Below are 22,779 nucleotides of genomic sequence, written 5' to 3' on the forward strand. Positions count from 1 at the left end.
CCGGCCTTGGCGGTGAGTTCGGCGCCGGCTTCCAGGACTACGATGTTGCCGGTCTTGTAGTGAATCTCCTGGCCGGCCTCGACGAATTGCGCGGTGCCGATGTTGGCGTGCTGGGTGACGGCCACGGTGAGGTGGTCGTTGGCGCGGATTTCGCTCTTGCGGTCGAGGTGGGTGATGCGGTGTTCTTCGGCCTTGAGTTCGGTCAGGGTGTTGGCTTCGACCGTGTCGTGGCGTTCGTTGCCGACGCGGATCCGCTGGTCGTGCTCGACGTTTTCGTCCCAGTCGCGCTGGGCGTGCAGGTAGATCTGCTCGGCGCCTTTCTTGTCTTCGATGCGCAGTTCGTTATAGCCCTTGCCGCCCGGCGAGCTGAGGGTCTTGAAGGTGCTGCGGGTCTTGTTCGCCGGCAGGTCGTAGGGGACCACGTTTTCCTTGTGGTACAGGCAGCCGGTGACCAGCGGTTGGTCGGGATCGCCTTCGAGGAAGGTCACCAGCACTTCCATGCCGATCCGCGGGATGGCGATGCCGCCGTAGGCCTTGCCGGCCCAGCCGCTGGCGACGCGGACCCAGCAGGAGGTGTTGTCGTCGGCCAGGCCGTCGCGGTCCCAGTGGAACTGCACCTTGATCCGCCCGTACTGGTCGCAATGGATTTCTTCGCCCTTGGGCCCGGTGACCACGGCGGTCTGGCTGCCCAGGGACTTGGGTTTCGGGTGTTCCAGCGGCGGGCGGTAGTGGGCGTCCCAGGGCGTGGCGAGGAAGCGGTTGCGGTAGCCCTGGTGGAAGTCGTCCTTGTGGCTGGTGACGTCGCTGGTGATGTTCTCGCCCAACACCTGCGGCTGCTTGCCTTCGTGGATGACTTCCAGCAGCAGCCACAGGTCGTTCCATTCGCTGCGCGGGTGTTCGGCCAGGGTCAGGAAGTGGCCACTGACCAGGCTCGGCTCGTCGCCTTTGCCTTCGGCCAGCTGGTAGTCGCTGCGGTGGCGTTCCAGGGCGCGGGTCGCCAGTTGCTTGCCGCGGGCCTGCTGGGTGAACAGGCCGGGGTAGTCGTAGTCTTCCAGGTCCGGCATGACCCCGGACTTGGCCGCGCCTTCGGGCAGCAGCCGTGGTTTCTCGAAGTCGTAGTCGCGGCGGCTGACGCGGCTGGTGCGGGTTTCCAGGCGCAGGTTGAAGCGCTTGATCACCGGCTGCTCGGCGGCCATGCCCGAGTCCTGCTGGTAGTTCACCGCCGCCAGCTTGCGGAACACCGTCTGGTCGTCGCCGAACACCAGCTTGTGGCCGCCGGCACTGTGCTGGAAGTGGAAGTGAATGCCTTCTTCTTCGCACAGGCGCTGGATGAAGTGCAGGTCGGATTCGTCGTACTGGGTGCAGTAGACCCGCTCCGGGTAGGTGGCGCCGAGCTGGAAACTGTAGGCGTCGGCCAGGATGCCGCGGGCCTCGAGGACCTGGGCGATGATCTTCGGCACGCTCAGGTGCTGGTAGATCTTCTGGTTGAAGCTGTGGCGCAGGTAGTTGAGCTGCGGGGTCAGGCTGATGCTGTAGCGGGTCAGCTTGCGCCCGGAATCACCCTGGGCGATGCGGTACACCAGGCCATGGATCAGGCCTTTGCCACTGCCTTTGCCTAAGCCGCCAAAGGTCAGGCAGGCCGGCTTGTGCAGCAGCTCCTCGAGCTTGAGGTCGGGACGTGCGCTGACCAGTTCGATATCGAAGCAGAAGGGCTGATTGAGGGCTTCGCGGCCAACGAAACTGAGGACCTGAAGGTCGACCGAGGCGCCTTCGATCGTCAGGGAAATATGGGTAGCGTTAGCATCCAGCATGCCGTGAAATCCATCCGTTGAATAAGCAGGGGGCGGATGGTGCAGGAATAAGCCAGTCGATTCAAGCAGGGTCGGCCGCCGCCATCCGCCCCCCTGGAACATTCAGAAATGTCCCTGCCAGCTATCACTCAAGCCTGACAACCCATCCGGATAACGCCCTACGGGGATCAGCGGAGTTGGCTGTAGGCGATATGCCGATAGCCCCTCAGGGTTTCCCGTAGCAGCCGGTCCAGGGACTGCCCCTCGGGCAGGTAGTCGTCACCGAAATCGCCGTCGGCCAACTGGGTCGGATGGGCCACCACTTCCAGCGCACCGGCTGGCTGGAAGCCTTGCAGCAGGTCCCGCGGGGTGCAGACGAAGGCCACTGTGGCGCCGCTCAAGCGGACGATGCGCCGGTTCAGGGCGTTCTTGAACAGACGCTTGGCCAGGCCGATATTGCCCCCGACATTACGCGCCAGGCGCACCGGCACGCCCTGTTGCGCGGCGAAGCGGGCGACGATCGGGGCGATCGGCCACAGGTTGTGCACGTGCTGATGGGAGTCGATATGGCTCGGGCGCAGGCCGTGGTCGACGCAGCGCTGCCATTGCGCTTCGAGTTCGTCGCGGATTGCGGCCACGCAGTTGGCCGGCAGGCGCAGCACCGAGCGCGGCAGCCTGAGGTCGAACTCGCCGCTGCTGTTGCAGAACCGTCGCTGGCTGCGGATAGGCACGCTCAAGGGCTCGCCGTAGGTCAGGTTGAAGTGCAGGCCGATGCGTCCTTGCAGACTGTTCTCGCGGGCCAGCCGGCAGGCGTCCTCGAAGGCCGGCATATTGGCCATCAGGGTCGCGGAGCTGATGACCCCACGCTCGAAGGCGCGCAGGGTCAGCTGGTTGTACTCGGGGTCGAGGCCGAAGTCGTCGGCATTGACGATCACCGCCGGCAGCTTCGCCGCAGTCTCTGTGCTGTTCAAACGGCTGTTCAAAGTAGCGCTCAAGGTCGGCTCTCTTGTTGTTGGCGGGCGGCACGGCGTTCGCGCCAGTTTTTGACATGGGGTTTAAGGGCTTGCCAGAGGCGATCGGCGAGGCCCAGCAGCAGGCCGCCGGGGCGGCGCGAATAGAAGCTCCAGCGCTGGTGCTCGACCTGGCCGCTCATGCGTTCGTGCAGTTGATGGCTGGAGCGGCTGAGGCTGACCCGCGAGGCATCGACCCACTGCCAGCCTTCGTCGAGGCCCCAGCGGATCCACTCGTCGAGCAGCAGCCGGCCGCTGCCCAGGCTGGCGTAGTCCGGCAGGAAGGCGATGTTGTAGTCGTACAGCCGCCCGCGCTCCAGCAGCCCCAGGCGATAGCTGATGCAGCGGCCCTGGTGTTCGAGCAGCACCACGCGCACGCAGCCGTCGGCGGCCAGCCCACGCAGGGCGCTGCGCATCCACTGCTGGCGCTGGGTGCCGGAGAAGATCCCCAGGCCATCCGCGCCTTTCCAGCTGGCCTGTTCCACGGCGCCGATAAAGTCCAGCAGCGCGTCGATGCCCTCGCCATCGGGGCTGACGCGGATCACCCGGGCGTCGATTTCGGCGCAGCGTTTTTTCGCCCGGCGCAGCTCGTAGCGCAGGTTCTTGTCCCGGGCTTCCTGGCGGTCGGCTTCGACGATCAGGTGTTCCGGCGCCCGGCAACTGATCGCGCAGGCGCTGTACCAGCTGTGCTCGCGCCAGCTCGCCAGGGTGGGTTCGGCCGCCAGCAGTTCGCTCAATTGCAGCAGGGCATGGGGCAACTCGCGGCGGATTTCCTCCAGTGCCCGGGGCATGGCCGGCAGCGCGTCCTCGGCCACCAGCAGCGCCAGGCGGTCGCTGAGGGGGAAGCCCAGGTGGCGCACCACCTGCAACGGCAGGCCGGCCTTGCGCTCGCGGCCATGCAGCAACGGCAGGCACAGCACCAGCCGTTCCCCGTGCCAGCCCAGCAGCACCCGCAGGCGTTGCCCGGCGCCCAGCGCTTGCTCGGCGCCGCGCAGCCAGGCCAGGCGATTGAAGGGCGTGGCCAGTTCGACCGCGTTGCGCAGTTGCTCGAAGGCGGCAGCGGGAAAGTCATCGTCCAGCAGGCTGGAGCGCCAGGCGAAGCGGATCGTCACAGCGGCTCCCTACCGGCGTCGGTCGAGGTGCCGGCTTGTGCTGTCGGCCGCGACTTGCGCAGGTGCAGCAGGCGGGGCTGGTGATAGGGCACGCGCCGATGGAAATGCAGGCAACGTAACAGGCAATAGACGTGGATCGATTCGCCGACCTCAGTGAAACCCATGCGCATGTGCATCTTCAGCGCCGCCTCGTTGCGCACGTTGACCACCGCCCGGGTGGTCTTGAAGCCGCGCTCGCGGTAGTGCTCCCAGATCAGTTTCTGCGCCAGCACCACCACCCCGGTACCGCGGTAAGGCAGGGCGCACTCGCCGGCGAACTGATAGATGCAGCCCGGCGGGATGCGGATCCAGCAGCGGTACAGCTGATCGTCGTAGTAGTCGCGCTCGTTGATCCAGATCATCAGCATCACGTTGCCGTCGGCGTCGAGGTGGGCGTTGCCGCGACAGCCCTTGTCCAGCAGGCCGCGGATCGCCGGCAACTGTGCGGAAAAGTATTTCTCGAAGGCCGGCAGCAGCGCGCGGTCGATTGGCACCTGGGGCCAGCGCCGCGTGGTGACCGGGCAGGGCACCGGCAGCGCCAGGGAGCGTTCGACGCTGAGCAGTTCCCAGTGGTAATAGAAGTAGCGCTCGCGCAGGACCCGCAGGCTGTCACGCAGGCCCTTGCGGCGGATTTTTTCCAGCAATGCGCTCAATCGGCTCATAAGGCTTTCCAGGTCAGGGCAAACAGGGTTTCGCCGGGCAGCTCGAAGTGCACCCGGCCATCGCGGCATTCAACGGCCGCGTCGCGAGGCTGGTCGTCGGGGCCGAGCAGGCTCAGCTTGAGCGGCGCGGCCTGGCACAGGTCGCCGGGGCCGTCGAGGCTCACCGCCTGCACCCGCGACGCCTTGTTCACCCCCAGCAGGCTGTGGCGGCCGGCCTCGCTCATGGCCAGGGCATCGACCTCGAAGGCCGGGTTGTCCAGGGCTTGCACATGGGCCAGCCAGTGCCGGGCAATGAACTGCTGGGCCACGGCCACCGGCTTGAGGCTGAACTGGTTGGCGCTGCGTTGCGCGAGCATGCCCTTGGGGTAGTCCGGCTCGTCGGCGGCCTGGAACCAGTTGAGCATGTCCAGCAGGCCGTCCGCCGAGGCGTTGATCACCACCGAGGCCCACCACAGGCCGGCGTAATGGGTGTCCTGCTGATAGGGGCTCAGATCGCGGCCGCTGGAGATATTGGTCTGGCTCAGCAGCAGGGCCTTGCGCGGCCGGCCCGCGGCATCCAGGCCCACCAGCTCGGCGGCGGCGCGCACGCTGTCGCGGTAGCGGCGGGTGGCGAGCAGGTCGCGGACCATCCATTCGTGCCAGGCCAGGGCGTCGATGTCCTGACCGTGCCGCTCCAGCAGCTTGCGCGCCCAGTCGATGCCGCGGCGTTGCCCGGCGCCGACCCGGAACGGCCCGTCGAGCAGCCGCGAACTGGCCGGCATGGCGATCCGCACACCAGCGGCGCGGGCCTCGGGATTGGCCTTGGCCCGGGCCAGCATCTGCTCGAAGTACAGGGCGTAGCTGCTGTAGTCCGGGTAGTTGAGGTTGGGCTCGTCGGCGAAAGCCAGGTAATGCAGGCCGTTGCCGGCCAGGCGCACGCTGTCGGCCAGCCAGGCGTCGAGGCCGGCGAAACTCTGGGCGTCCGCCGCGAGCACGGCGCGGCGCCCGGTGCCGGCCAGCAGGGTGATGTCGCGGTCGATCCCGAAGCGCTCGCGGTACAGCCGGCGAAAGCCGATTTCCCGCTCGGGCTCCTGCTCGATCACATCGACGAAGCTATAGAAGTTGGCCGCGCGGGCGCCAATCGCCTGCAACAGGCCGAAGGTGGACTGCGGCGGCTGGGCATAGGGCAGGGCGATGCCCAGGCGCGGCGTGGTCCCGAGGATCTGGGCTTTCAACTGCAGGTGGGCCTCGCCCCGGGGCTGGTCCAGCGGGTGCAGTTGCTGGACCTCCTGGGCAAACAGATTGGCCGTGCCGTCCAGCCAGAACGCCGCCTTGCCGGAGCCGCCCAGGGCCAGGCGCCAGACTTGGTCCTGTTCGGCCGACGGCAGCGCCACCTGGTCGAATTGCCCGTAGGCCGGGTGTTCTTTCAGCTCCAGGCGGACCTTGGCGCCATCGCTCAGGCGGCTGGCCTGCAAGACGCTGACGCCGCCGTAATACTTGCCGGCCAGGATCGCCTGCTCACCGGCCGCGACCCGGAAGAACAGCTCGGCGCCGCTGTGGACTTCGGCGCTGAAATGCAGCTTGGTCGGCTCGAACTGCGCCGCCGTGCTGCCGCGGTGGCTGACCCTGAACCCGCGAAAGCTGTAGCCGGGAATCTGCAGGCGGTAGTCGCCCGTGGCCGCTGGCAGCTCGATGTCCTGTTCGCCATAGGCCTGGTCGGCGCGGATCTCCAGTTGCTTGAACAACTGGCCGCCTGGCTGCAGCAGGTACAGCTGCTCGCGGTTGGCGTCGCTCTGCCAGGCCGGGCTCCAGCCGATCTTCAGCCGGTCCGGCTGGTCGGCGCGCAGGTACAGGCTGCCGTCGCGGATGCTCGACCACTGCATGGATCCGGCCTGGGCGCCCGGGGCCAGGCTCAGCAGGGCCAGGAGCGTATAGAGGCCGGCTTTCAACATGCCGCCTCCCGAGGGCGCAACAGCGCGCGCAGCTGCATCAGGTCTTCGGGCAGCAGGAGTAGGGTGCGGTACCAGGCCACGCCGCTCAGGCGGCAGTACATCACCAGCATCGCCAGGCTCACCGCCAGATAGGCCAGGGACGAGGCCAGGCCGGCGCCGACTATGCCCAGGGTCGGGATCAGCACGGCGTTGAGCAGCAGGTTGAGCAGCGCGCCGCCGCCCAGCAGCCACGACAGCGCGCCGGGGCGCTGCTTGCCCAGCAGGTCCAGGCGCAGGATGCTCGCGTAGCACAGGCCGAACAGCCCCGGCAGCAACGCCAGCAGGGCCGGATAGGCCGGGCCGTAGGCCTCGCCGAACAGGCTGATGATCAGCCAGTGGCCGACCAGCGCCATGCCCAGGCAGGCGCCAAGCATCACCGTGGCAGTGATGCGCAGGGCCAGCGGGGTCAGGCGTTCGATGCCTTCGCCCTGTTGCAGCAGGCGCTTCATCAGCGGCGTGGTCACCGCCTCGGGAATGATCAGCAGCAGTTCCGCGGCGGCGCTGGCCATGGCGTACAGGCCCAGCGCGACCGGGTCGAGCAGGGCGCCGATAAACAGGTAGTCGCAGCGCAGCATCAATTGCTGCGAGAGCACGCCGGGGTGGCTCTGGGCGCTGTAGCGCAGCAGCTTGCCTTGCTCGCCCGGCTGCCAGCGCAGCCGCAACCGGTGATAACGCCCCAGCCAGTACCAGCCCGCCAGCACCACCAACAGCGTGCCGCCGAGCCAGCCGGCCAGCGCCGCCGACAGGGCCTGGTCGCGCCACAGCCACCAGAGCACGACAAACAATAGCAGCGGCACCAGGGATTCCAGCAGGCGCAGGCCATTGAACGCGCCGACCCGACCGTCAGCGTTGTGCAGGGTCAGCAGGCCGCTCTTGAGCACGGTCAGCGGCACCGCCAGCAGCAACAGCCAGGCGAAGGGGCCGAGCTGGGTGGTGATCGACCAGTCCTGGCCCAGGCTGTTCATCAGCAGCAGGCCGATCACGGTCAGGGTCCCGGCCAGCAGGCAGCCGTAGACCAGGATCTGCGTCAGCAGCAGGCCCATCGGTCGCTGGCGCGCCGCTTCATAACCCACCGCGGTGTTCAGGCCGCCGCTGGTGAGGGCGGCGATCAGGTCGGGCAGGGCGCTGAGCAGGGCGAACAGGCCGCGATCCGCCGGGCCCAGCAGGCGCGCCAGCAGCACGTTGCGCAACAGGCGAATGGCGATCATCGCCAGCCGCGTGCCCATGCTCAGCAGCAGGTGCCAGACATAGCCGTTGCGCTTCATGCCCGCGCCCCTTTCAGCAGGCGCCAGGCCAGCAGCGACGGGCAGCGGGCGCTGGCCTGGCTGACGTCGATGCGCGGCAGGGCCAGGGGTTCGTTGCGCGAGGGTTCGATCAGCCCCGGGGCGGTGCCCAGGGCATAGCAGTAGCCGAGGTCGGCGACGGCCTGGCGCACGCTCGGGTCATGGTCGCCATTGGGGTAGCAATAGATCGGCAGCGGCGCGGCACAATGGTGCTGCACGCAAGCATGGGAGCGTGCTAGGTCGTCCTTCAGGGCCGCGTTGTCGAATTGGGTGAGGATGCCGTGGCTGGCCCCATGGGGGCCGAAGCGCACCAACCCGGAACGTTCCAGGCGCTTGACCTGGCTCCAGTCCAGGCTGTGGGGCGCGGCGTCCCGCGGGCAACTGTCGGCCAGCAATTGCAGGCTGTCCGGGGCCAGGGTTTTCAGGCGTTGCAGCAACAGCCCGAGGCCACAGCTGCGGGCCTCGTCGGCGCCGGGTTGCCTGAGGCTGGCCGGCAGCACCACGCCCAGTACCCGCAGTTGCTCCTGCAATTGCCGGCCGGCGATGCTCTCGGGTTGACGCCACAGGGTCTCGCCGATGGCTTCCCACCAGAACGCCTTGCCGGTGCCGATAAAGTCGGTGGAGAGAAAGATGCTCGCCGGTACTTCATGACGTTCCAGCAGTGGATAGGCCTGCTCGGCGTTGTCGCGCCAGCCGTCGTCGAAGGTCAGGGCCACCCGCGGGCGATCGCCGCCGGGGTACAGCAGCAGGTGTTCCAGCGGCACGCAGTCGAAATGCCGGCGCAGCCAGCGCAGCAGGTGCTCGAAACTGTTGCGGCCGACACACAGCGGCCCGCGATGGGGCAGGTTGGCCGCGTGTTCGTCCGCCAGCACCCGGTGCAGCATCAGTACCACGCCGGCTTCGCTCAGGCGCGTGCGCCCGAAGCTATTGAGGTAGGCGCTGCCGGCCAGGCGCTTGAAGTGTTGTCTGAGTGTCATGTCAGCGGTTCTGCTGCGGGTTCCACAGGCTGTAGCGCTGCCCGCGGAGAAATTGCCAGAGGCCCATGCTCATGCCGGCCAGGGTCACCAGGACGAAACCGGCCAGGCGAAAGGGTTTGGGCAAGCGCCCGCGCTGATCGAGCAGGCCAAGAATACCGGCGCCATAACCGCACAGCTGGGCGATCAGGCACAGGCTGTAGAAGGCCCCGGCGTTCCACAGCCACAGGTTGCTGAGCAGCAGCGGGATCAACAGCACCGGCGCCAGGCGGCGGATCAGTTTGTGGCTGATCAGCGCGATCGCGTAGAAGCCGTGGCGCCAGGGATTCATCAGGCCACGGCGCTGGGCCAGGCTTTGCAGGCCGCCGACCGTGACCCGCAGGCGTCGGCGGTATTGCTTGCCGACTTCATCCACGCCCTGGTCCAGCACCTGGGCCTCCTCGACGTAGACGATGCGTTTGCCGGCCACTGGGGCGCAGGTGCTGATAAAGAAGTCGTCGTTGACCTCGGCCGGCACCCGCTCGAACAGTTCGCGGCGCAGGGCCAGCAGCGCGCCGTCCGCCGAGACCATGCAGCCGGTACGGTTTTCCGCCTCGCGCAGCCAGGCTTCGTAGTGGCGGTAAAGGCTGTCACCCAGGCTCAGGGCGTGGCCGGGGGTGGGGATGATCATATGCCCGCCGCAGGCCCCGACTTCCGGGTCGGCGAAGGGGGCGAGCAGCTTGCCGAGGGTGTCGCCGGACCATTGGTTGTCGGCGTCGGTGAACACCAGGATCTCGTTGCGCGCCAGTTCCACCGCGGCGTTCAGCGCTCCGGCCTTGCCTACTCGCGGCAGGTCGAGCACCAGCACCCGCTGGTCGTGGATCGCCAGCGCGGTGGCCACGGTGGCGTCGGTCGAGCCGTCGCTGGCGAGGATGATCTGCAGGTCGGTGGTCGGGTAGTCCTGGGCCAGCAGGGTGCGCAGCTTGTGCTCGATGTGCCGGCTTTCGTTGTGTGCGGCGATGATTACGCTGACCGACAAGGGCGGCCCCGGCTCGACCCGGGGCTTGCGGATAAACAGGCTGATCAGCGCCAGGATCAGCGGGTAACCGATCCAGGCGTAGACCGGCAACAGCAGGCATAACCAGAAGAGTGTCTTAGCCACGATCGGGCCTCACGGCAGTACGGTTGAAAAGGCCCTGCAGCAGGGCAGCGGCGCCCAGGTGCAGGCGCAGCCAGTGCAGCAGCCAGAGTTGCAGGAAAAACAGTGGGTCGCGGTGCCGGTAGCTCTGGCGTAGGGCCAGGCCCAGGGGCGCCAGGGCGCTGCCGAGCAGGGCCAGCAGCGCCGCCGGCCATTGCCCGCCGAGCAGGCAGAGCACGGCCAGCAGGCTGAGCAGGGCGGTGGCCAGGCACAGCAGGGGGAAACGCAACAGCCGCGGGCTCAGCCCGCCATTGCGCAACAGCTGCACATGGCTGCTCTGGCGCCAGAACTCCTTGCCGCTCCATTCGCGCCAGCTGCCCTCGAAACCCCAGTGCTGCACCACGGGTGTGGCCAGGCTCAGCTGACGGGCGCCGGCGCGGTTCAGGCGCAGGCCGAAATCCTTGTCCTCGCCAGTGCGCAGATCCTCGTCGAAACCGCCGATGCGGTTGAACCAGACCCGGGCCATGCACAGGTTGGGGGTGGGCAGCCATTGCAGCAGGCGTTCCTGCTGGTTGCCGGACAGGCTGCGGCGCTGCCAGGCACGGGCGAACCAGGGCGCGCTGCGCGGCGCGTCGCAGTCCAGGGCGAAGACATCGGCGCGCTGGCTGGCCTCGGCGGATTTCCACAGCAACAGCCAGTTCAGCGGCACCTCGATGTCGGCATCGAGGAAGGCCAGCCAGTCACCGGTCGCGCAGGCCGCGCCACGATTGCGCAGGGCGCCGATGGACAGCCCTGGGTAATGCAGCACCCGCGCGCCCTGGTCCATGGCCAGTCGCGGACCGTTGTCGCGCGAGCCGTTGTCGACCACGATCAGCTCGCATTCGAGCCCCGCCACCGCGGCGGCGCTGCTGACGCTGTCCAGGGTACGCACGATATGCCGCGCCTCGTTGTACATCGGCACGATCACGCTGATTCGTTTCATGCTCGGCGTTCCTTGTTCCTGACCGGTAGCCGCTGCCGCAGCGCATGGCCTGTGTAGCCGCTGCCGGGCCTGCGAGGCTGCGATCGAGTGCGCAGCAATCGCAAAACCTGAGCCCTCGATTTGCCTGGAGAAACGCATCGGTCGCCCTTGCGGCTGCTGCGCAGCCGATCGCAGCCTTCGGCAGCGGCTACAGGGTTTGCGGTGGCCGTGTAGCCGCTGCCGAGCTCGCGAGGCTGCGATCGGTTGCGCAGCGACCGCAAAGCCTGAGTCCGCGGTCTGCCTGGATAAACGCGTTGGCAGGCCTTACGGCTACTGCGTAGCCGATCGCAGGCTGCGCCAGCGGCTACAGGGTTTGCGGTGGCCGTGTAGCCGCTGCCGAGCCCGCGAGGCTGCGATCGGTTGCGTAGCAAGCGCAAAGCCTGAGTCCGCGACCTGCCTGGAGAAACGCGCAGGCTGGTTTGGCGAGCGCTGCGCACTCGATCGCAGGCTGCGCCAGCGGCTACAGGGTTCGCGGTGGCTGTGTAGCCGCTGCCGAGCCTGCGAGGCTGCGATCGGTTGCGCAGCAAGCGCAAAGCCTGGGTCCGCGATATGTCTGGAGAAACGCGTTGGCAGGCCTTGCGGCTGCTGCGCAGCCGATCGCAGGCTGCGCCAGCGGCTACAGGGGGTGAGTACATCGTCATGGGCGGCACTCCGGGGCTTCGGCCTGGCGGCGCAGGACGCTGGACAGGGCCAGGAAGATCCACAGGTATTTGTGGTTCGGTGCGCTGAGGAACAGCAGGAACACCGCCAGGGCCAGCAGGCTCAGGCCCAGGTGGGTGGCGATGTCGGCCTGGTCCTGCCGGCCCTTGCTCAGCCATGCGACCCGCGCCCGCTCGAAGTTGCGCAGGCCCATCAGCAGCAGGGCGACAAAGCTCAGGCCGCCGGGAATCCCCAGTTCGCTGAACAGCTCCAGGTAGGTGTTGTGGGCGCGCCGGTAGAGGTCCGGCTCGTTCATGTTCTCCGAGAAGCCGCTGGCAAAACCGGTCTGCGCGTAATGGATCGGGAAGGTGCCCAGGCCCGAGCCGAGCAGCGGGTTCTCGCGGATCATCTGCCCGCCGACCACCAGGTACGAAGTGCGCCGGCCCAGGGAAGTGTCAGCGGAGTGAGAGCCGGACTTGAGCAGGCTCAGGGACTGGATTCGCGCCACGTAGTCCGCCGGCAGCGCGGCGATCCCCAGGGGCACGACGATTGCCACGGCGAACATGACGAACCCCAGGTGCTTGGGCCGCAGCCGTTGCAGCCGATGGCGGTAGTGCCAGGCGCCGATGGCGATGGTGAACAGCACGACCAGCAGCCCGGAGCGCGAGTCGGTCTTGGTCATGCCGGCCATCAGCGTCAGGGTCACCCCGGCCCAGAACAGCCGCAGCGGCCAATGCCGCTCGCGCAGGGCCAGGAGGATCGCCGGCGGCACCGCCATGGCGATCAGCAGGGCGAAGTAGTTGGCGTCCTGCAGCAGGCCGATGGCCCGGCCGCCGACCTGGTACTTGGCCGAGAACAGGGCGATCACGCAGGTGGCGGCCACACTCAGCGCCAGCAGGCGGCAGAGCATCAGCAGGTTGACCTCGCGGCCGATCAGCAGGGTCACGAAAAACAGCACCAGGCCCACCGCCAGTTCCCGCAGGCTGCCCAGGGACACGCCGAGGTTCTCGCTGTACATCAGGCTCAGCAGCAGGCACAGCAGGAACGGCAGCAGCGCCCGCCACAGGTTGCTGCGCAGCCGCGTCTCGCCGATCTGGCGCATCAGCAGCTTGAACAGCAGGATCAGGATCAGCGAAGCCCCCAGCAGCTTGGCTGCGGAAAAAGAGCTGTCCTTGAACAGGCCTTCGAACGGCACCAGCGCGCAGATGCCCAGCAGGCCCCAGCCGGTGCGGCGGTACAGCAGCGCCAGGCCGAACATCCCGACCACCACCAGCGGCGCCAGGTAGGGCCAGGGGCTGGCGAGCAGCAGCAGGCAGGCCAGCCCCAGCAGGGCGCCCAGGGAAAGGGAGGCGATCATCGGTTCCAGGCCTCGCTGGTCGCGCGGTACAGGGCCTGCCAGCGCAGGGCCAAGAGCGGCAGGTGATAGTCGCGGCGTTGCCGCTGGCGCGCCGCCAGGCTCAGGCGTTCGCCCAGGTCGGGGTCGTCCAGCAGTTCGGCGATATGCCCGGCCAGCTCAATGCTGTCCAGCGGCCGGGCGAGCAGGCCGCTGACGCTGTGTTCGATTACATCGGGAATGCCGCCGACAGCAAAGGCGGCGATCGGCGTGCCGGCCTGCATGGCTTCGAGCAGGATCATCGGCGTGCCTTCGGTGCGCGAGCTGAGCACCAGCACGCTGAGGCGGTGCATCCATTTGCTCATGTTGTTCTGGTAGCCCGGCATCAGGATCTGCAACGCCAGGCCGGCGTCCTGGATGCGCTGGCGCAGCATCTCGCTCAAGGGCCCGTCGCCGAGCAGCACCACCTTCAGCGCCGGGCGTTGCTGGCACAGCGGGATCAGCGCGTCGAGAAACAGGTCCGGGCCTTTTTCCTGGCTCAGGCGGCCGACGAAGCCCACCAGCGGCGCATTGCGGTCGCGCAGGTTCTGGTCGGGGATACACTGCTCGGGCAGACCGTTGGGGATCACCTGCAGTTTCTCCGCCTCGACCCCGGCCTGGCGATGCAGGCGGGCGATGCTCTGCGCCACGCAGGCCACCCGGCGCACCGTGCGCCGGCGGCACAGGCGCAGGCTGAGCCAGGTGTAGAACTTCTGTTTGGCGCTGCGCGGAGTGAACCCGTGCTGGGTCCATACCAGCGGCAGGCCCAGGCGCCAGGCGCACAGCAGGGCAAACAGCTGGGCCTTGAAGTTGTGGGCATTGAGCAGCACCGGCTGTTGGCCCAGGTGGCTGAGCATCGCCCGCAGCCCGCTGCAGCTGTGGCACTCGACGCCGCCCGCGCGAAAACGCTCGAGCAGGGCCGGCGGCGCGTCGATGAACAGCACCCGATGCTGCCCGGGCATGCCCCGGCAATGATCCAGCAGCATGCGTTCGGCGCCATAGAAGCCGCCGCTGTGGATCACATGGACAATCGGCAGGTCGGCCATGAGCCTCTCGCGTTCCGTGCGGTTCACTGCTTGGCCCAGTGCCAGAGCCACTGCCAGGTCCAACGCGGGTAGGGATTGACCACCGGCGCCTGCACCGCGTCGAGCACCATCAGCACCGGCAGGTTCAGGTGGTCGCCGACCTGGGCCGGATGCTTGAAGCGGTGATCGAAGAACTCGTAGACGTAGCCCAGGGCAATCGCCAGCAGCAGGCCGGTAAGCAGGCCCAGGGGGATGATCAGCATCGGTTTGGGGAACGCTGCCTCGCTGGGTTCATAAGGCTGGCTGAGCACCCGGGCGTTGGACAGCTCGCCATTGATCAGGCGCTCGCCGCGGCTTTCTTCGTAGCGCTGGGTGTAGGTGAAGAAGGCCTTGTGCAGGGCGTCGATCTCGGTGTCGAGCTGGCGCAGCTTGCTCAGTACTTCCTGCAGGTCGCGCACGCGGGTCTTGTATTCGTTGATCCGCGCGGTCTTCTGGGCGATCACCGAGTTGGTGATCTGCAGGTCGCTGGTGCGCTCGCGCACGCGGTTTTCCACTACCTTGAGGAACTGCGCGCGGGCGCGGACGATCTGCTCGCGCTGTTGCTGCATCGGCACGCTGTCGGCGCGGTAGGTGTCGGAGGTGGTGCCGTATTGGCTCACCAGGTTGGTCAACTGCTCGCCCAGCTGTTTGATCTCGCGGTCCTCGTAGGCCACGTTGTCCACGGTGTTGGCGAAGGCGAAGGGGAAGGTGTAGTCGGTCAGGCTGCCCTTGCGCGCGGCCTTCAGGTTGTTTTGCAGGTAGTCCAGGCGGCGCTGGTTCTCCAGGGCCTGGTCGCGGTAGCCGTTGAGCGACTGCTCCTCGGTGTTGATCGCGTTCAGGCGGAAGGTGATCTCTTCCTTGGGATCGGAGGCATGGGCCGCCTCCAGCAGGGCCTGGCGCAAGCCTTCGAGGTCGTCCAGGCGCTCCTGGTACTGGACTTTCTTCTGCTCGAAGAAGGCCTGCGGCAGCTCGTTGGATTGCAGGTCCTGGCGGTTCTTCAGGTAGTTGGCCAGCAGGCGCTCGACGAAACGCGTGCCCTGGGTCGGGTCGGCGCTGGCGTAGACCACCGAGATCACGTTGGAGCCGGGCAGGGTGGCGATCTTCAGGTCCTTGACCGCCTGGTTGGTCATGGCGTCGAGGGCGGTGTCGCGCACCGGTTCGATCTTCAGGCCCAGGGCTGAGCGCAGCGGGGTGGTCACATGATCGCGCAGCGGATTGAAGAGCAGCCGGGCGAGCAGGCCCTCGCCGTCGCCGAACTCGCCGGCCTCGCGCAACTGGCCGATGGTTTCGCGGATCAGCGTCGGCGAGCGCAGGATATTGCTCTCGGTTTCCATGTCCGCCAGGGACGGCGGGATGAACTTGTCGCTGTCCGGGGTGAGCACGGTATTGGCGTCGCTCTGCGACAGCTTCTTCGACTGCACTATGACTTCGGCGGTGATCTCGTAGCTCTGGCGCAGCACCAGCGGCAACAGCAGGGCGATCACGGCGAAGCCGAGGAACACACGTTTGATCAGCCGGCGATTGACGAAGAACACGAGGAGGAACTCGTGCAGGTAGTTTTCGATTCTGTTCATCGCGGGAAGGCTCAATTGTTGTCCGATTCTTTGTTGTCGACGCGGTAGCCGAAGCTGAAGCCGACGCCCTGGAACATGATGATGTCCGCCAGTTGCTTGCTGAACGCGCCGGCCTTGGCCAGGCGGGTCTTGGGCACATAGAGCAGGTCGTCCGGCTGCAGGTAGGCGAACTGCGCGGCGTTGCGATCCAGGGCGGCGGCGACGTCGTAGGTGCGGGCCTGCACCTGGTTGCCGGTGCGGCGCATGATCACCACCGAGTCCAGGCGCGCGGTGGGGCCGGCGCCCTTGGCCAGGGTCAGGGCCTCGAGCACCGACACCGGGCGGCGGATCGGGTAGGCACCGGGCTGGCCGACTTCACCGAGCACGAACACTTCGTTGGCCGCCGTCGACTTGAGCAGCACGTCGGCGCTGACCTGGCCGACTTCCTTGGCGTAGCGCTGGTTGATGGTCTTCTGCAGCTGGCTGAGGGTCATGCCCTGCAAGGACATGGCGCCGAGCAACGGGAAGCTGGCGCGCCCGTCCGAGCCGACGGTGATCTCGCGGCTCAGGCCCGTGGCCGGGTTGGTCAGGCTGGTGCGCAGGTTGTCCAGCTGAGCCATGGCGTGGGAAATCGAAAAGGTCACCTGGGGTTTCTTCAGCACCCGCGCATAGGCGCTTTCCAGGGTCCGGCGCGCCTCTTCGGCGGTCAGCCCGGCAACCTGCACATTGCCCACGTAAGGCATCTCGATGCTGCCGTCGGGCAATACCAGCTTGTTGCCGCCCAGCTCGGCGGCGCTGAGGAACGAGACGTCGACCTGGTCGCCCGGCTGCACCCGATAGCGGGTCTGGCTGGTGCTGCCGATGTGGAAGATCACGTCGAGCACGTCCTGGGGACGCAGGACCTGCTCCACCGGCAGCACTTCGGTCATCTGGCCCTGGCCGGCGTCGGCGCTGAGGACCTGCACCGGCATTTGCTCGACGTCGGGGCTGGAACAGCCGGCGAGGGCGGCCAGCAACAGGCAAAGGGGGAGCGCTTGAGGTTTCATGTGCAGACTTTCCTTGTGCCGGTCAGAGACGGTCGTAGACCCATTTGGGCATGTAGTACTTGCGCGCGTTGAACACGCTGCCGATCAGTTTCGCCTCGGCCTGGACCAGCCGTTGCGCCGCGGCCTGGGCCACTTCCCAGCGGGTTTCCTCGCTGCGCACCACCAGCACCACGCCATCGACCTGGGTACTCAGGGTGAGGAGGTCGCCGTTGCTGTACACCGGGTCGCCGTCGACGATCACGAAGCGGTACACCTCGTTGAGCGCGGCGAACAGTTCCCGCAGCGGCTGGCTGGTCAGGCGTTCGCCGTACTGCTGGCGACGCCCCAGGGGCAGGAAGTCGAAGCCCGGGGCGCCGGGATGCTCGATGCAGGACGCCAGGCTCGGCGGCTGTTCGGCCAGCACCAGGTCGAGGAAGCCCGGGTTCTGTTCCAGGCCCAGGCGCTGGGTCAGGCTGTCGTCGGCGAGGCTGGTGTCCAGCAGCAGCACCCGTCCGCGGCTGGTGCGCGCCAGCTCGTTGGCCAGGGCCAGGCTGCTGGTGGTCACGCCGCTGTTGCGGTTCGGTGCGGTAAGCAGGATCACCCGCAGTTGCTGGTCGAGTACGGTCACGGCCAGGTTGCTTTCGGTGGGGGTCTGGATGTCCAGACTGGCAAAGGTTGCAGCCGCCATTTCAACTTGCTCCGTGGCCGTTGAGGACTTTGAGAGGGGTTTTGAGCAGGATCTTCAGGTCCAGCCAGGGGCTCTGCTGAAAGATGTAGGTCATGTCCAGGGTCACCCGGCCGTCGAAATCCACATCGCTGCGCCCGGACACCTGCCACAGGCCGGTGATGCCGGGGTAGATGCTCAGGCGGCCGAGGTGATGTTCCTTGTAGGTCTGGGCGTGGAACGAGGTCGGCCGCGGGCCGACGATGCGCATCTGGCCGAGCAGCACATTGATCAGGTTCGGCAGCTCGTCGAGGCTGGTGCGCCGCAGGAAACCGCCGATCCCGGTGATCCGCGGGTCGCGGTCGATCTTGAAGTCCACCGAGTCCGGGCCGTGCTTGTTCAGGTGGCGCACCGAGTCTTTCAGGGACTCGGCGTTGACCACCATGGTGCGGAACTTGTACATGCCGAAACGCCGGCCGCGAAAGCCGGTGCGCAGCTGCACGAAAAACACCGGGCCGGGGCTGGTCAGCTTGATCAGCAGGGCGATCGCCAGCAGCAGCGGCGCGATCAGCAGCAGAATCAGCGCGGCCAGCAGGGTCGAGGTCAGGCGCTTGCTCAGGGACAGGGTCCAGGGGCAGCCGCCGCGGCGACCGGTCAGCCAGCCACGGCGTTGCAGCTCGACGGCGGCCTCGACCTTGCGCCGGAACGGGTCGTTGCGCCGGTCGATATGGACGGGGCCGGCAGCCGGTGTCGGCTTATCGGGAACAGAAGGCGCGGGCGATGAGAATGGTCTCTCCATGTCCATCGGGGTATTTCCATAGGCAGTGGGTAGAAAGCGGCGAGCGGGTTCGCCGGTGCAGCTCGGTGCGGTTCGTCAGTCCCGTGGCGGCCGGTAGTAGCTCTGGAACCAGTCGACGAAGCGTCCCAGGCCTTCGGCCAGGGGCACCTGCGGGCCGAAACCGGTGACGTTCTCCAGGGCGCTGGCATCGGCGCAGGTGTTCAGCACATCGCCGGGCTGCAGCGGCAGGTACTCGACCAGCGCCTTGCGCCCGAGCAGTTGCTCCAGGGTGGCGACGTAGTCCTTGAGTTCCACCGGGCGCTGCCCGCCGATATTGAACAGGCGCCAGGGCGCCATGCTGGTGGCCGGGTCGGGCTGTTCGCGGTCCCACAGCGGGTCGCGCACCGGCGGTTTGGCCAGCAGCCGTACCAGGGATTCGACTATGTCGTCGATGTAGGTGAAGTCGCGCTGGTGCATGCCGTAGTTGAACAGCTTCAGCGGCCGGCCTTCGCTGATGGCCTGGGCGAACAGGATCGGCGACATGTCCGGGCGGCCCCAGGGGCCGTACACGGTAAAGAAGCGCAGGCCGGTGGCCGGCACGTCGAACAGGTGGCTGTAGCTGTGGGCCATCAGCTCGTTGGCCTTCTTGCTCGCGGCGTACAGCGACAGCGGATGGTCGACGTTGTCGCTGACCTTGTATGGCGTGTGATGGTTGGCGCCGTACACCGAGCTGGACGAGGCGTAGATCAGGTGCTCGACCGGGTAGCGCCGGCACATTTCCAGCAGGTTGAGAAAGCCGCCGAGGTTGCTGTCCAGGTAGGCCTTGGGGTTCTCCAGGGAGTAACGCACCCCGGCCTGGGCCGCCAGGTTGATCACCACCTGCGGGCGGACCTGGGCGAACAGCCGGTCGAGGGCATCGGCATCGCTCAAGTCCAGGCAGTACAGCGGGAAGGCGCCCACCTGTTGCTCGACCCAGCGCACCCGGTCGCGCTTGAGTTGCGGGTCGTAGTAGTCGTTGAAATTATCCAGCCCGGTGACCTGATGCCCATCCTTGAGCAAACGCAGTGCGGTATGGGCGCCGATGAAACCGGCGGCCCCGGTGATCAGGATATTCATGCGTAGAGCGCCCCCGGTAGACGATAGGGTAGTCCGATGCTCAGGTAATGCAGGCCGGCATCCGCCGCCTGTTGCGGGTTGTAGAGGTTGCGCCCGTCGACGATCAGCCGCGCCTTGAGGCGCTCGCGCAACTGGTTGAAATCGACCACGCGAAAAGCCTTCCACTCGGTGCAGATCACCAGCGCATCGGCGCATTGCAGGGTGTCGTCGCGGGTCGCGCACAGCTGCAGGTCGGGGCGGTAGCCGTACAGGCGCCGGCATTCGGTCATGGCTTCCGGGTCGTAGGCATGCACCGTGGCGCCGGCCTCCCACAGCGCTTCCATCAGGTAGCGGCTGGTGGCTTCGCGCATGTCGTCGGTATTGGGCTTGAAGGCCAGCCCCCAAATGGCGATGACCTTGCCGCGCAGGTCGTCGCCCAGATGCATCTTGAGCTTGCGGAACAGCACGTGGCGCTGCTGCTCGTTGACGTCGCGCACGGTCCTGAGCATGTGCGGTTCCAGGCCATGGCTCTCGGCGGTGTGGATCAGCGCCTTGAGGTCCTTGGGGAAACACGAGCCGCCAAAACCGGCGCCCGGGTAGATGAAGTGGTAGCCGATCCGCGGGTCGGCGCCGATGCCCTTGCGCACGGCGCTGATGTCGACGTCCAGGCGCTCGGCCAGGTTGGCCATTTCGTTCATGAAGCTGATGCGCGTGGCGAGCATGGCGTTGGCGGCGTACTTCACCAGCTCGGCGCTGCGGTTGTCCATGAACATCAGGCGGTCGCGGTTGTGATTGAACGGCGCGTACAGCTCGCTCAACTGCTGGCGCGGCTTGTCATGGGCGCAGCCGACGATGATCCGGTCCGGACGCATGCAGTCGGCCACCGCGCTGCCTTCCTTGAGGAACTCGGGGTTGGACACCACATGCACCTTGAGCTCGGACTTGCCCAGGTCGGTGAGCTGCTCGATGACGGTTTCCAGCACCAGGTCGGCGGTGCCCACCGGCACCGTGGATTTGATCACCAGGGTCTTGTCGCTGTGCATCAGGCGGGCGATGTCGCGGGCGACGGCAATCACATGGTCGAGATCGGCGGAGCCGTCTTCGTTGGACGGGGTGCCGACCGCGATGAACATCAGCTCGCCATGGTTCACCGCGTCCTGGGCCTGGGTGGTGAAGGACAGGCGGCCGGCTTTCAGATTGTCTTCGATCAGCGTCGTCAGCCCCGGCTCGTGAATGGGCGCGATGGCGCGCTGCAATTGGGCGACTTTCTGGCCGTCGATGTCGACACAGACCACGTTGTGGCCGACGTCGGCCAGGGCGACTGCTTGTACCAGGCCGACGTAGCCGGTACCAAAAACGCTGACATCCAAGGGAGGAACCTCATCCGTGATGGGTAATGAGTGAGTTTTTTCTGCCCACTTCTTAAAGAACTGAATAGGTGCAAGTCCTTTTCGCGTTCTTTTTTTGACACTACCACAGCACGGAGACGGTTAATTGGCGTTTTGCCGTGTTGTATAAATGACGATGGCGTTTTGGATTTTTTATAAATTAATTAATTGTTTTTAAAATCAAATAGATAGTTAGTCTGAAAGGGTGGTGAAAGCATTGTGTCAATTCCTTGATACAAAACTCGTAAGGGCAAATAAAGCCGACGAACGGTAGTTTTTTGAGTGAAAAAAACAGCGTTTTTATCGTCGGCGGACGCTTGCTTGGATCCAAAACTTCTGGAATCGCCCAATGAATGGCGCCTCGGTCAAGGGCCTCCACGACGGAAAAAAGTGTTGGAAATGATCGCTTTATCGCAGGCGGGGCAGTGCGCTGGAAGAGCGCGGGAAGTGCCAAAGGCTGTAGCAGCTTCAGACTAAAGTCGAGTGTAGCCCGTCAAGGCCATCTGCCATCATTGCGGGTCAACATTGATTTGATCAATTCACCTGGCCAGAAATGATTCGCCAGATGGATTGCTATTGCCTTTCTTTCATCCGCGTTACCGATGCACTGCTGGAGCTTTTCATGCGTCCCCCTTTCCCTTTGCTGCACTCATTCCGACCGCTGCGTTATCCAACGGTGGGCCTCGGCGCCCTTTGCCTGTGCGCGGGTTTTACCGCCCAGGCCGAGGCCGCGGGCTTCTTCGAAGACAGCAGCGCCAAGCTCGAGTCGCGCACCCTCTACTTCAACCGTGACTTCCGCGACGGTCATACCAGCAACGATCAGGGCGCTTCCAAGCGCGAAGAGGCGGCCCAGGGCTTCATTCTCAACCTGCAATCGGGCTACACCGAAGGCACCGTCGGTTTTGGTATCGACGCGCTGGGCATGCTCGGCTTCAAGCTCGATTCCAGCCCCGACCGCAGCAACAGCGGCCTGCTGCCGTCCAGCGGCCAGGACCCGCGGGGCTCCAAGGACCAGTACGCCAAGCTCGGCCTGACCGCCAAGGTGCGCGTGTCGCAGAGCGTGCTCAAGTACGGCGCGCTGCTGCCGGACCTGCCGCTGCTCAAGTACAACGACGGGCGCCTGCTGCCGACCATGTTCAACGGCGCGATGCTCACGTCCAAGGAGATCAAGGACCTGACGTTCATGGCCGCGCGCCTGGACCGCTATACCGCCCGGGATTCCACGGACGCCCAGGACATCCGCGTGCACTGCAAGAACAAGCGTTACGCCTGCAACGTCACCGCCGACCATTTCGACATGTACGGCATCGACTACAAGTTCAACGATCGCCTGACCGGCCAGTACCACTACGGGGAGCTTGCAGACATCTACCGCCAGCACTTCATCGGCCTGCTGGCCAACCAGCCGCTGGGCCCGGGCGTATTGAAGGCCGACCTGCGCCTGCTCAAGAGTACCGACAGTGGCGCCGAGCGCGCCGGTTCCATCGACAACCGCGCCCTGAGCGGCATGCTCGGCTACGCCATCGACGGCCACACCTTCAGCGCCGGCTGGCAGCGCATGAACGGCGACAACTCGATGCCGTACCTCGATGGCAGCAACCCGTACCTGGTCAACTACGTGCAGGTCAACGACTTCGCCGCCGCCCAGGAGCGTTCCTGGCAACTGCGCTATGACTACGACTTCAAGGCCATCGGCATCAACGGCCTGAGCTTCCTGACCCGCTATGTCAGCGGCGACCATATCAAGGTCCCGGGCAGCGACCAGGAAGGCCGCGAATGGGAACGCGACAGCGAACTCAAGTACGTGGTGCAGAGCGGCACCTTCAAGGACGTCAGCCTGCGCCTGCGTAACGCCACCTACCGCAGCAACTACGAGAAGTTCGCCCGGGACGTGGACGAGACGCGGCTGATCGTCAGCTACAACTTCTCGATCCTCTGACGGCGCTGCCGGAAGCTGAACCCGCGAGCTGCCTGGATAAACGCGTCGGCAGGCCTTGCGGCTGCTGCGCAGCCGATCGCAGCCTTCGGCAGCGGCTACAGGGGATCGCGGTGTCTTGTAGCCGCTGCCGAGCTTGCGAGGCTGCGATCGGCGGCGCAGCCGTCGCAAAACCGGTAACCGCGTTGCATCAGGTCCACCGCGTGCGCTGGTTGGGCGGCTGCTGCGCAGCCGATCGCAGCCTTCGGCAGCGGCTACAGGGGATCGCGGTGGCTGTGTAGCCGCTG

18 protein-coding genes are annotated in these 22,779 nt (G+C 66.3%); 1 reads left to right on the forward strand and 17 read right to left on the reverse strand.

All coding sequences use genetic code 11. The features are described from left to right. The 17 genes from PVZ80_RS28890 to PVZ80_RS28970 form a co-directional block, all read right to left on the reverse strand. Window positions 1-1,811, reverse strand: a 1,811-nt coding sequence (locus PVZ80_RS28890; protein ID WP_273864130.1) for a type VI secretion system Vgr family protein, incomplete at its 3' end; no start/stop codon positions are given. Between the two features lie 167 nt (window positions 1,812-1,978). After that, window positions 1,979-2,761: a ChbG/HpnK family deacetylase gene (locus PVZ80_RS28895; protein WP_273864896.1), complete on the reverse strand. Its 783-nt coding sequence runs from the start codon at window positions 2,759-2,761 to the stop codon at window positions 1,979-1,981. A 20-nt stretch (window positions 2,762-2,781) separates the two neighbouring features. Next, window positions 2,782-3,912: a GNAT family N-acetyltransferase gene (locus tag PVZ80_RS28900; RefSeq protein ID WP_273864890.1), complete on the reverse strand. Its 1,131-nt coding sequence runs from the start codon at window positions 3,910-3,912 to the stop codon at window positions 2,782-2,784. Continuing rightward, the gene (locus PVZ80_RS28905; protein WP_009048925.1) at window positions 3,909-4,613 is read right to left on the reverse strand and encodes a GNAT family N-acetyltransferase; all 705 of its coding nucleotides are present in this window, start codon (window positions 4,611-4,613) and stop codon (window positions 3,909-3,911) included. Before PVZ80_RS28905 ends, PVZ80_RS28900 begins: the two co-directional genes overlap by 4 nt. Beyond that, window positions 4,610-6,544 carry a hypothetical protein gene (locus PVZ80_RS28910; protein ID WP_273864891.1) on the reverse strand — a complete coding sequence of 645 codons (1,935 nt, stop codon included), beginning with the start codon at window positions 6,542-6,544 and terminating at the stop codon, window positions 4,610-4,612. Before PVZ80_RS28910 ends, PVZ80_RS28905 begins: the two co-directional genes overlap by 4 nt. After that, entirely contained in the window at window positions 6,538-7,848 is a 1,311-nt protein-coding gene (locus tag PVZ80_RS28915; RefSeq protein WP_028683900.1) for a lipopolysaccharide biosynthesis protein, read from the reverse strand. The genes PVZ80_RS28910 and PVZ80_RS28915 overlap by 7 nt, the downstream gene beginning before the upstream one ends. Then, entirely contained in the window at window positions 7,845-8,843 is a 999-nt protein-coding gene (locus tag PVZ80_RS28920) for a polysaccharide deacetylase family protein (RefSeq protein WP_273864892.1), read from the reverse strand. The genes PVZ80_RS28915 and PVZ80_RS28920 overlap by 4 nt, the downstream gene beginning before the upstream one ends. A gap of 1 nt (window position 8,844) precedes the next feature. After that, the gene (locus PVZ80_RS28925; protein ID WP_273864893.1) at window positions 8,845-9,981 is read right to left on the reverse strand and encodes a glycosyltransferase; all 1,137 of its coding nucleotides are present in this window, start codon (window positions 9,979-9,981) and stop codon (window positions 8,845-8,847) included. After that, window positions 9,974-10,939 carry a glycosyltransferase gene (locus tag PVZ80_RS28930; protein WP_103331221.1) on the reverse strand — a complete coding sequence of 322 codons (966 nt, stop codon included), beginning with the start codon at window positions 10,937-10,939 and terminating at the stop codon, window positions 9,974-9,976. Before PVZ80_RS28930 ends, PVZ80_RS28925 begins: the two co-directional genes overlap by 8 nt. A 676-nt stretch (window positions 10,940-11,615) precedes the next feature. After that, window positions 11,616-12,974, reverse strand: a complete 1,359-nt coding sequence (locus PVZ80_RS28935) for an O-antigen ligase family protein (protein ID WP_198918851.1) — start codon at window positions 12,972-12,974, stop codon at window positions 11,616-11,618. Further along, a complete protein-coding gene (locus PVZ80_RS28940; protein WP_273864894.1) occupies window positions 12,971-14,035 on the reverse strand; it encodes a glycosyltransferase family 4 protein in 1,065 nt (354 codons plus the stop codon). Before PVZ80_RS28940 ends, PVZ80_RS28935 begins: the two co-directional genes overlap by 4 nt. A 23-nt stretch (window positions 14,036-14,058) precedes the next feature. After that, entirely contained in the window at window positions 14,059-15,627 is a 1,569-nt protein-coding gene (locus tag PVZ80_RS28945) for a GumC family protein (RefSeq protein ID WP_041983989.1), read from the reverse strand. Window positions 15,628-15,638: 11 nt separating this feature from the next. Beyond that, window positions 15,639-16,652 (reverse strand): polysaccharide biosynthesis/export family protein, encoded by a 1,014-nt coding sequence (locus PVZ80_RS28950; RefSeq protein WP_009048934.1) that lies wholly within the window; start codon window positions 16,650-16,652, stop codon window positions 15,639-15,641. Between the two features lie 22 nt (window positions 16,653-16,674). After that, on the reverse strand, window positions 16,675-17,319 hold the full coding sequence (locus PVZ80_RS28955; RefSeq protein WP_028683907.1) for a CpsD/CapB family tyrosine-protein kinase: 645 nt from the start codon (window positions 17,317-17,319) through the stop codon (window positions 16,675-16,677). A 1-nt stretch (window position 17,320) separates the two neighbouring features. After that, window positions 17,321-18,094 (reverse strand): sugar transferase, encoded by a 774-nt coding sequence (locus PVZ80_RS28960; protein WP_009048936.1) that lies wholly within the window; start codon window positions 18,092-18,094, stop codon window positions 17,321-17,323. A gap of 75 nt (window positions 18,095-18,169) precedes the next feature. Continuing rightward, window positions 18,170-19,189 (reverse strand): NAD-dependent epimerase, encoded by a 1,020-nt coding sequence (locus PVZ80_RS28965; protein WP_124334777.1) that lies wholly within the window; start codon window positions 19,187-19,189, stop codon window positions 18,170-18,172. Continuing rightward, complete coding sequence (locus PVZ80_RS28970; protein WP_273864895.1) at window positions 19,186-20,538, reverse strand: UDP-glucose dehydrogenase family protein; 1,353 nt, start codon at window positions 20,536-20,538, stop codon at window positions 19,186-19,188. The genes PVZ80_RS28965 and PVZ80_RS28970 overlap by 4 nt, the downstream gene beginning before the upstream one ends. 640 nt (window positions 20,539-21,178) lie before the next feature. Here PVZ80_RS28970 and PVZ80_RS28975 point away from each other — a divergent pair. Then, a complete protein-coding gene (locus tag PVZ80_RS28975) occupies window positions 21,179-22,495 on the forward strand; it encodes an OprD family porin (RefSeq protein WP_257373813.1) in 1,317 nt (438 codons plus the stop codon). The last annotated feature ends 284 nt before the right edge of the window (window positions 22,496-22,779 follow it).

This window comes from Pseudomonas sp. B3G-3 (genome assembly GCF_028640915.1).
GTDB lineage: Bacteria > Pseudomonadota > Gammaproteobacteria > Pseudomonadales > Pseudomonadaceae > Aquipseudomonas > Aquipseudomonas chlororaphis_I.

Excerpts from the sequence above, each read along its gene's own strand:
- PVZ80_RS28905 (WP_009048925.1), bottom strand. The coding sequence starts at position 4,613 with ATGAGCCGATTGAGCGCATTGCTGGAAAAAATCCGCCGCAAGGGCCTG.
- PVZ80_RS28910 (WP_273864891.1), bottom strand. The coding sequence starts at position 6,544 with ATGTTGAAAGCCGGCCTCTATACGCTCCTGGCCCTGCTGAGCCTGGCC.
- PVZ80_RS28915 (WP_028683900.1), bottom strand. The coding sequence starts at position 7,848 with ATGAAGCGCAACGGCTATGTCTGGCACCTGCTGCTGAGCATGGGCACG.
- PVZ80_RS28920 (WP_273864892.1), bottom strand. The coding sequence starts at position 8,843 with ATGACACTCAGACAACACTTCAAGCGCCTGGCCGGCAGCGCCTACCTC.
- PVZ80_RS28930 (WP_103331221.1), bottom strand. The coding sequence starts at position 10,939 with ATGAAACGAATCAGCGTGATCGTGCCGATGTACAACGAGGCGCGGCAT.
- PVZ80_RS28935 (WP_198918851.1), bottom strand. The coding sequence starts at position 12,974 with ATGATCGCCTCCCTTTCCCTGGGCGCCCTGCTGGGGCTGGCCTGCCTG.
- PVZ80_RS28940 (WP_273864894.1), bottom strand. The coding sequence starts at position 14,035 with ATGGCCGACCTGCCGATTGTCCATGTGATCCACAGCGGCGGCTTCTAT.
- PVZ80_RS28945 (WP_041983989.1), bottom strand. The coding sequence starts at position 15,627 with ATGAACAGAATCGAAAACTACCTGCACGAGTTCCTCCTCGTGTTCTTC.
- PVZ80_RS28950 (WP_009048934.1), bottom strand. The coding sequence starts at position 16,652 with ATGAAACCTCAAGCGCTCCCCCTTTGCCTGTTGCTGGCCGCCCTCGCC.
- PVZ80_RS28955 (WP_028683907.1), bottom strand. The coding sequence starts at position 17,319 with ATGGCGGCTGCAACCTTTGCCAGTCTGGACATCCAGACCCCCACCGAA.
- PVZ80_RS28960 (WP_009048936.1), bottom strand. The coding sequence starts at position 18,094 with ATGGAGAGACCATTCTCATCGCCCGCGCCTTCTGTTCCCGATAAGCCG.
- PVZ80_RS28965 (WP_124334777.1), bottom strand. The coding sequence starts at position 19,189 with ATGAATATCCTGATCACCGGGGCCGCCGGTTTCATCGGCGCCCATACC.
- PVZ80_RS28975 (WP_257373813.1), top strand. The coding sequence starts at position 21,179 with ATGCGTCCCCCTTTCCCTTTGCTGCACTCATTCCGACCGCTGCGTTAT.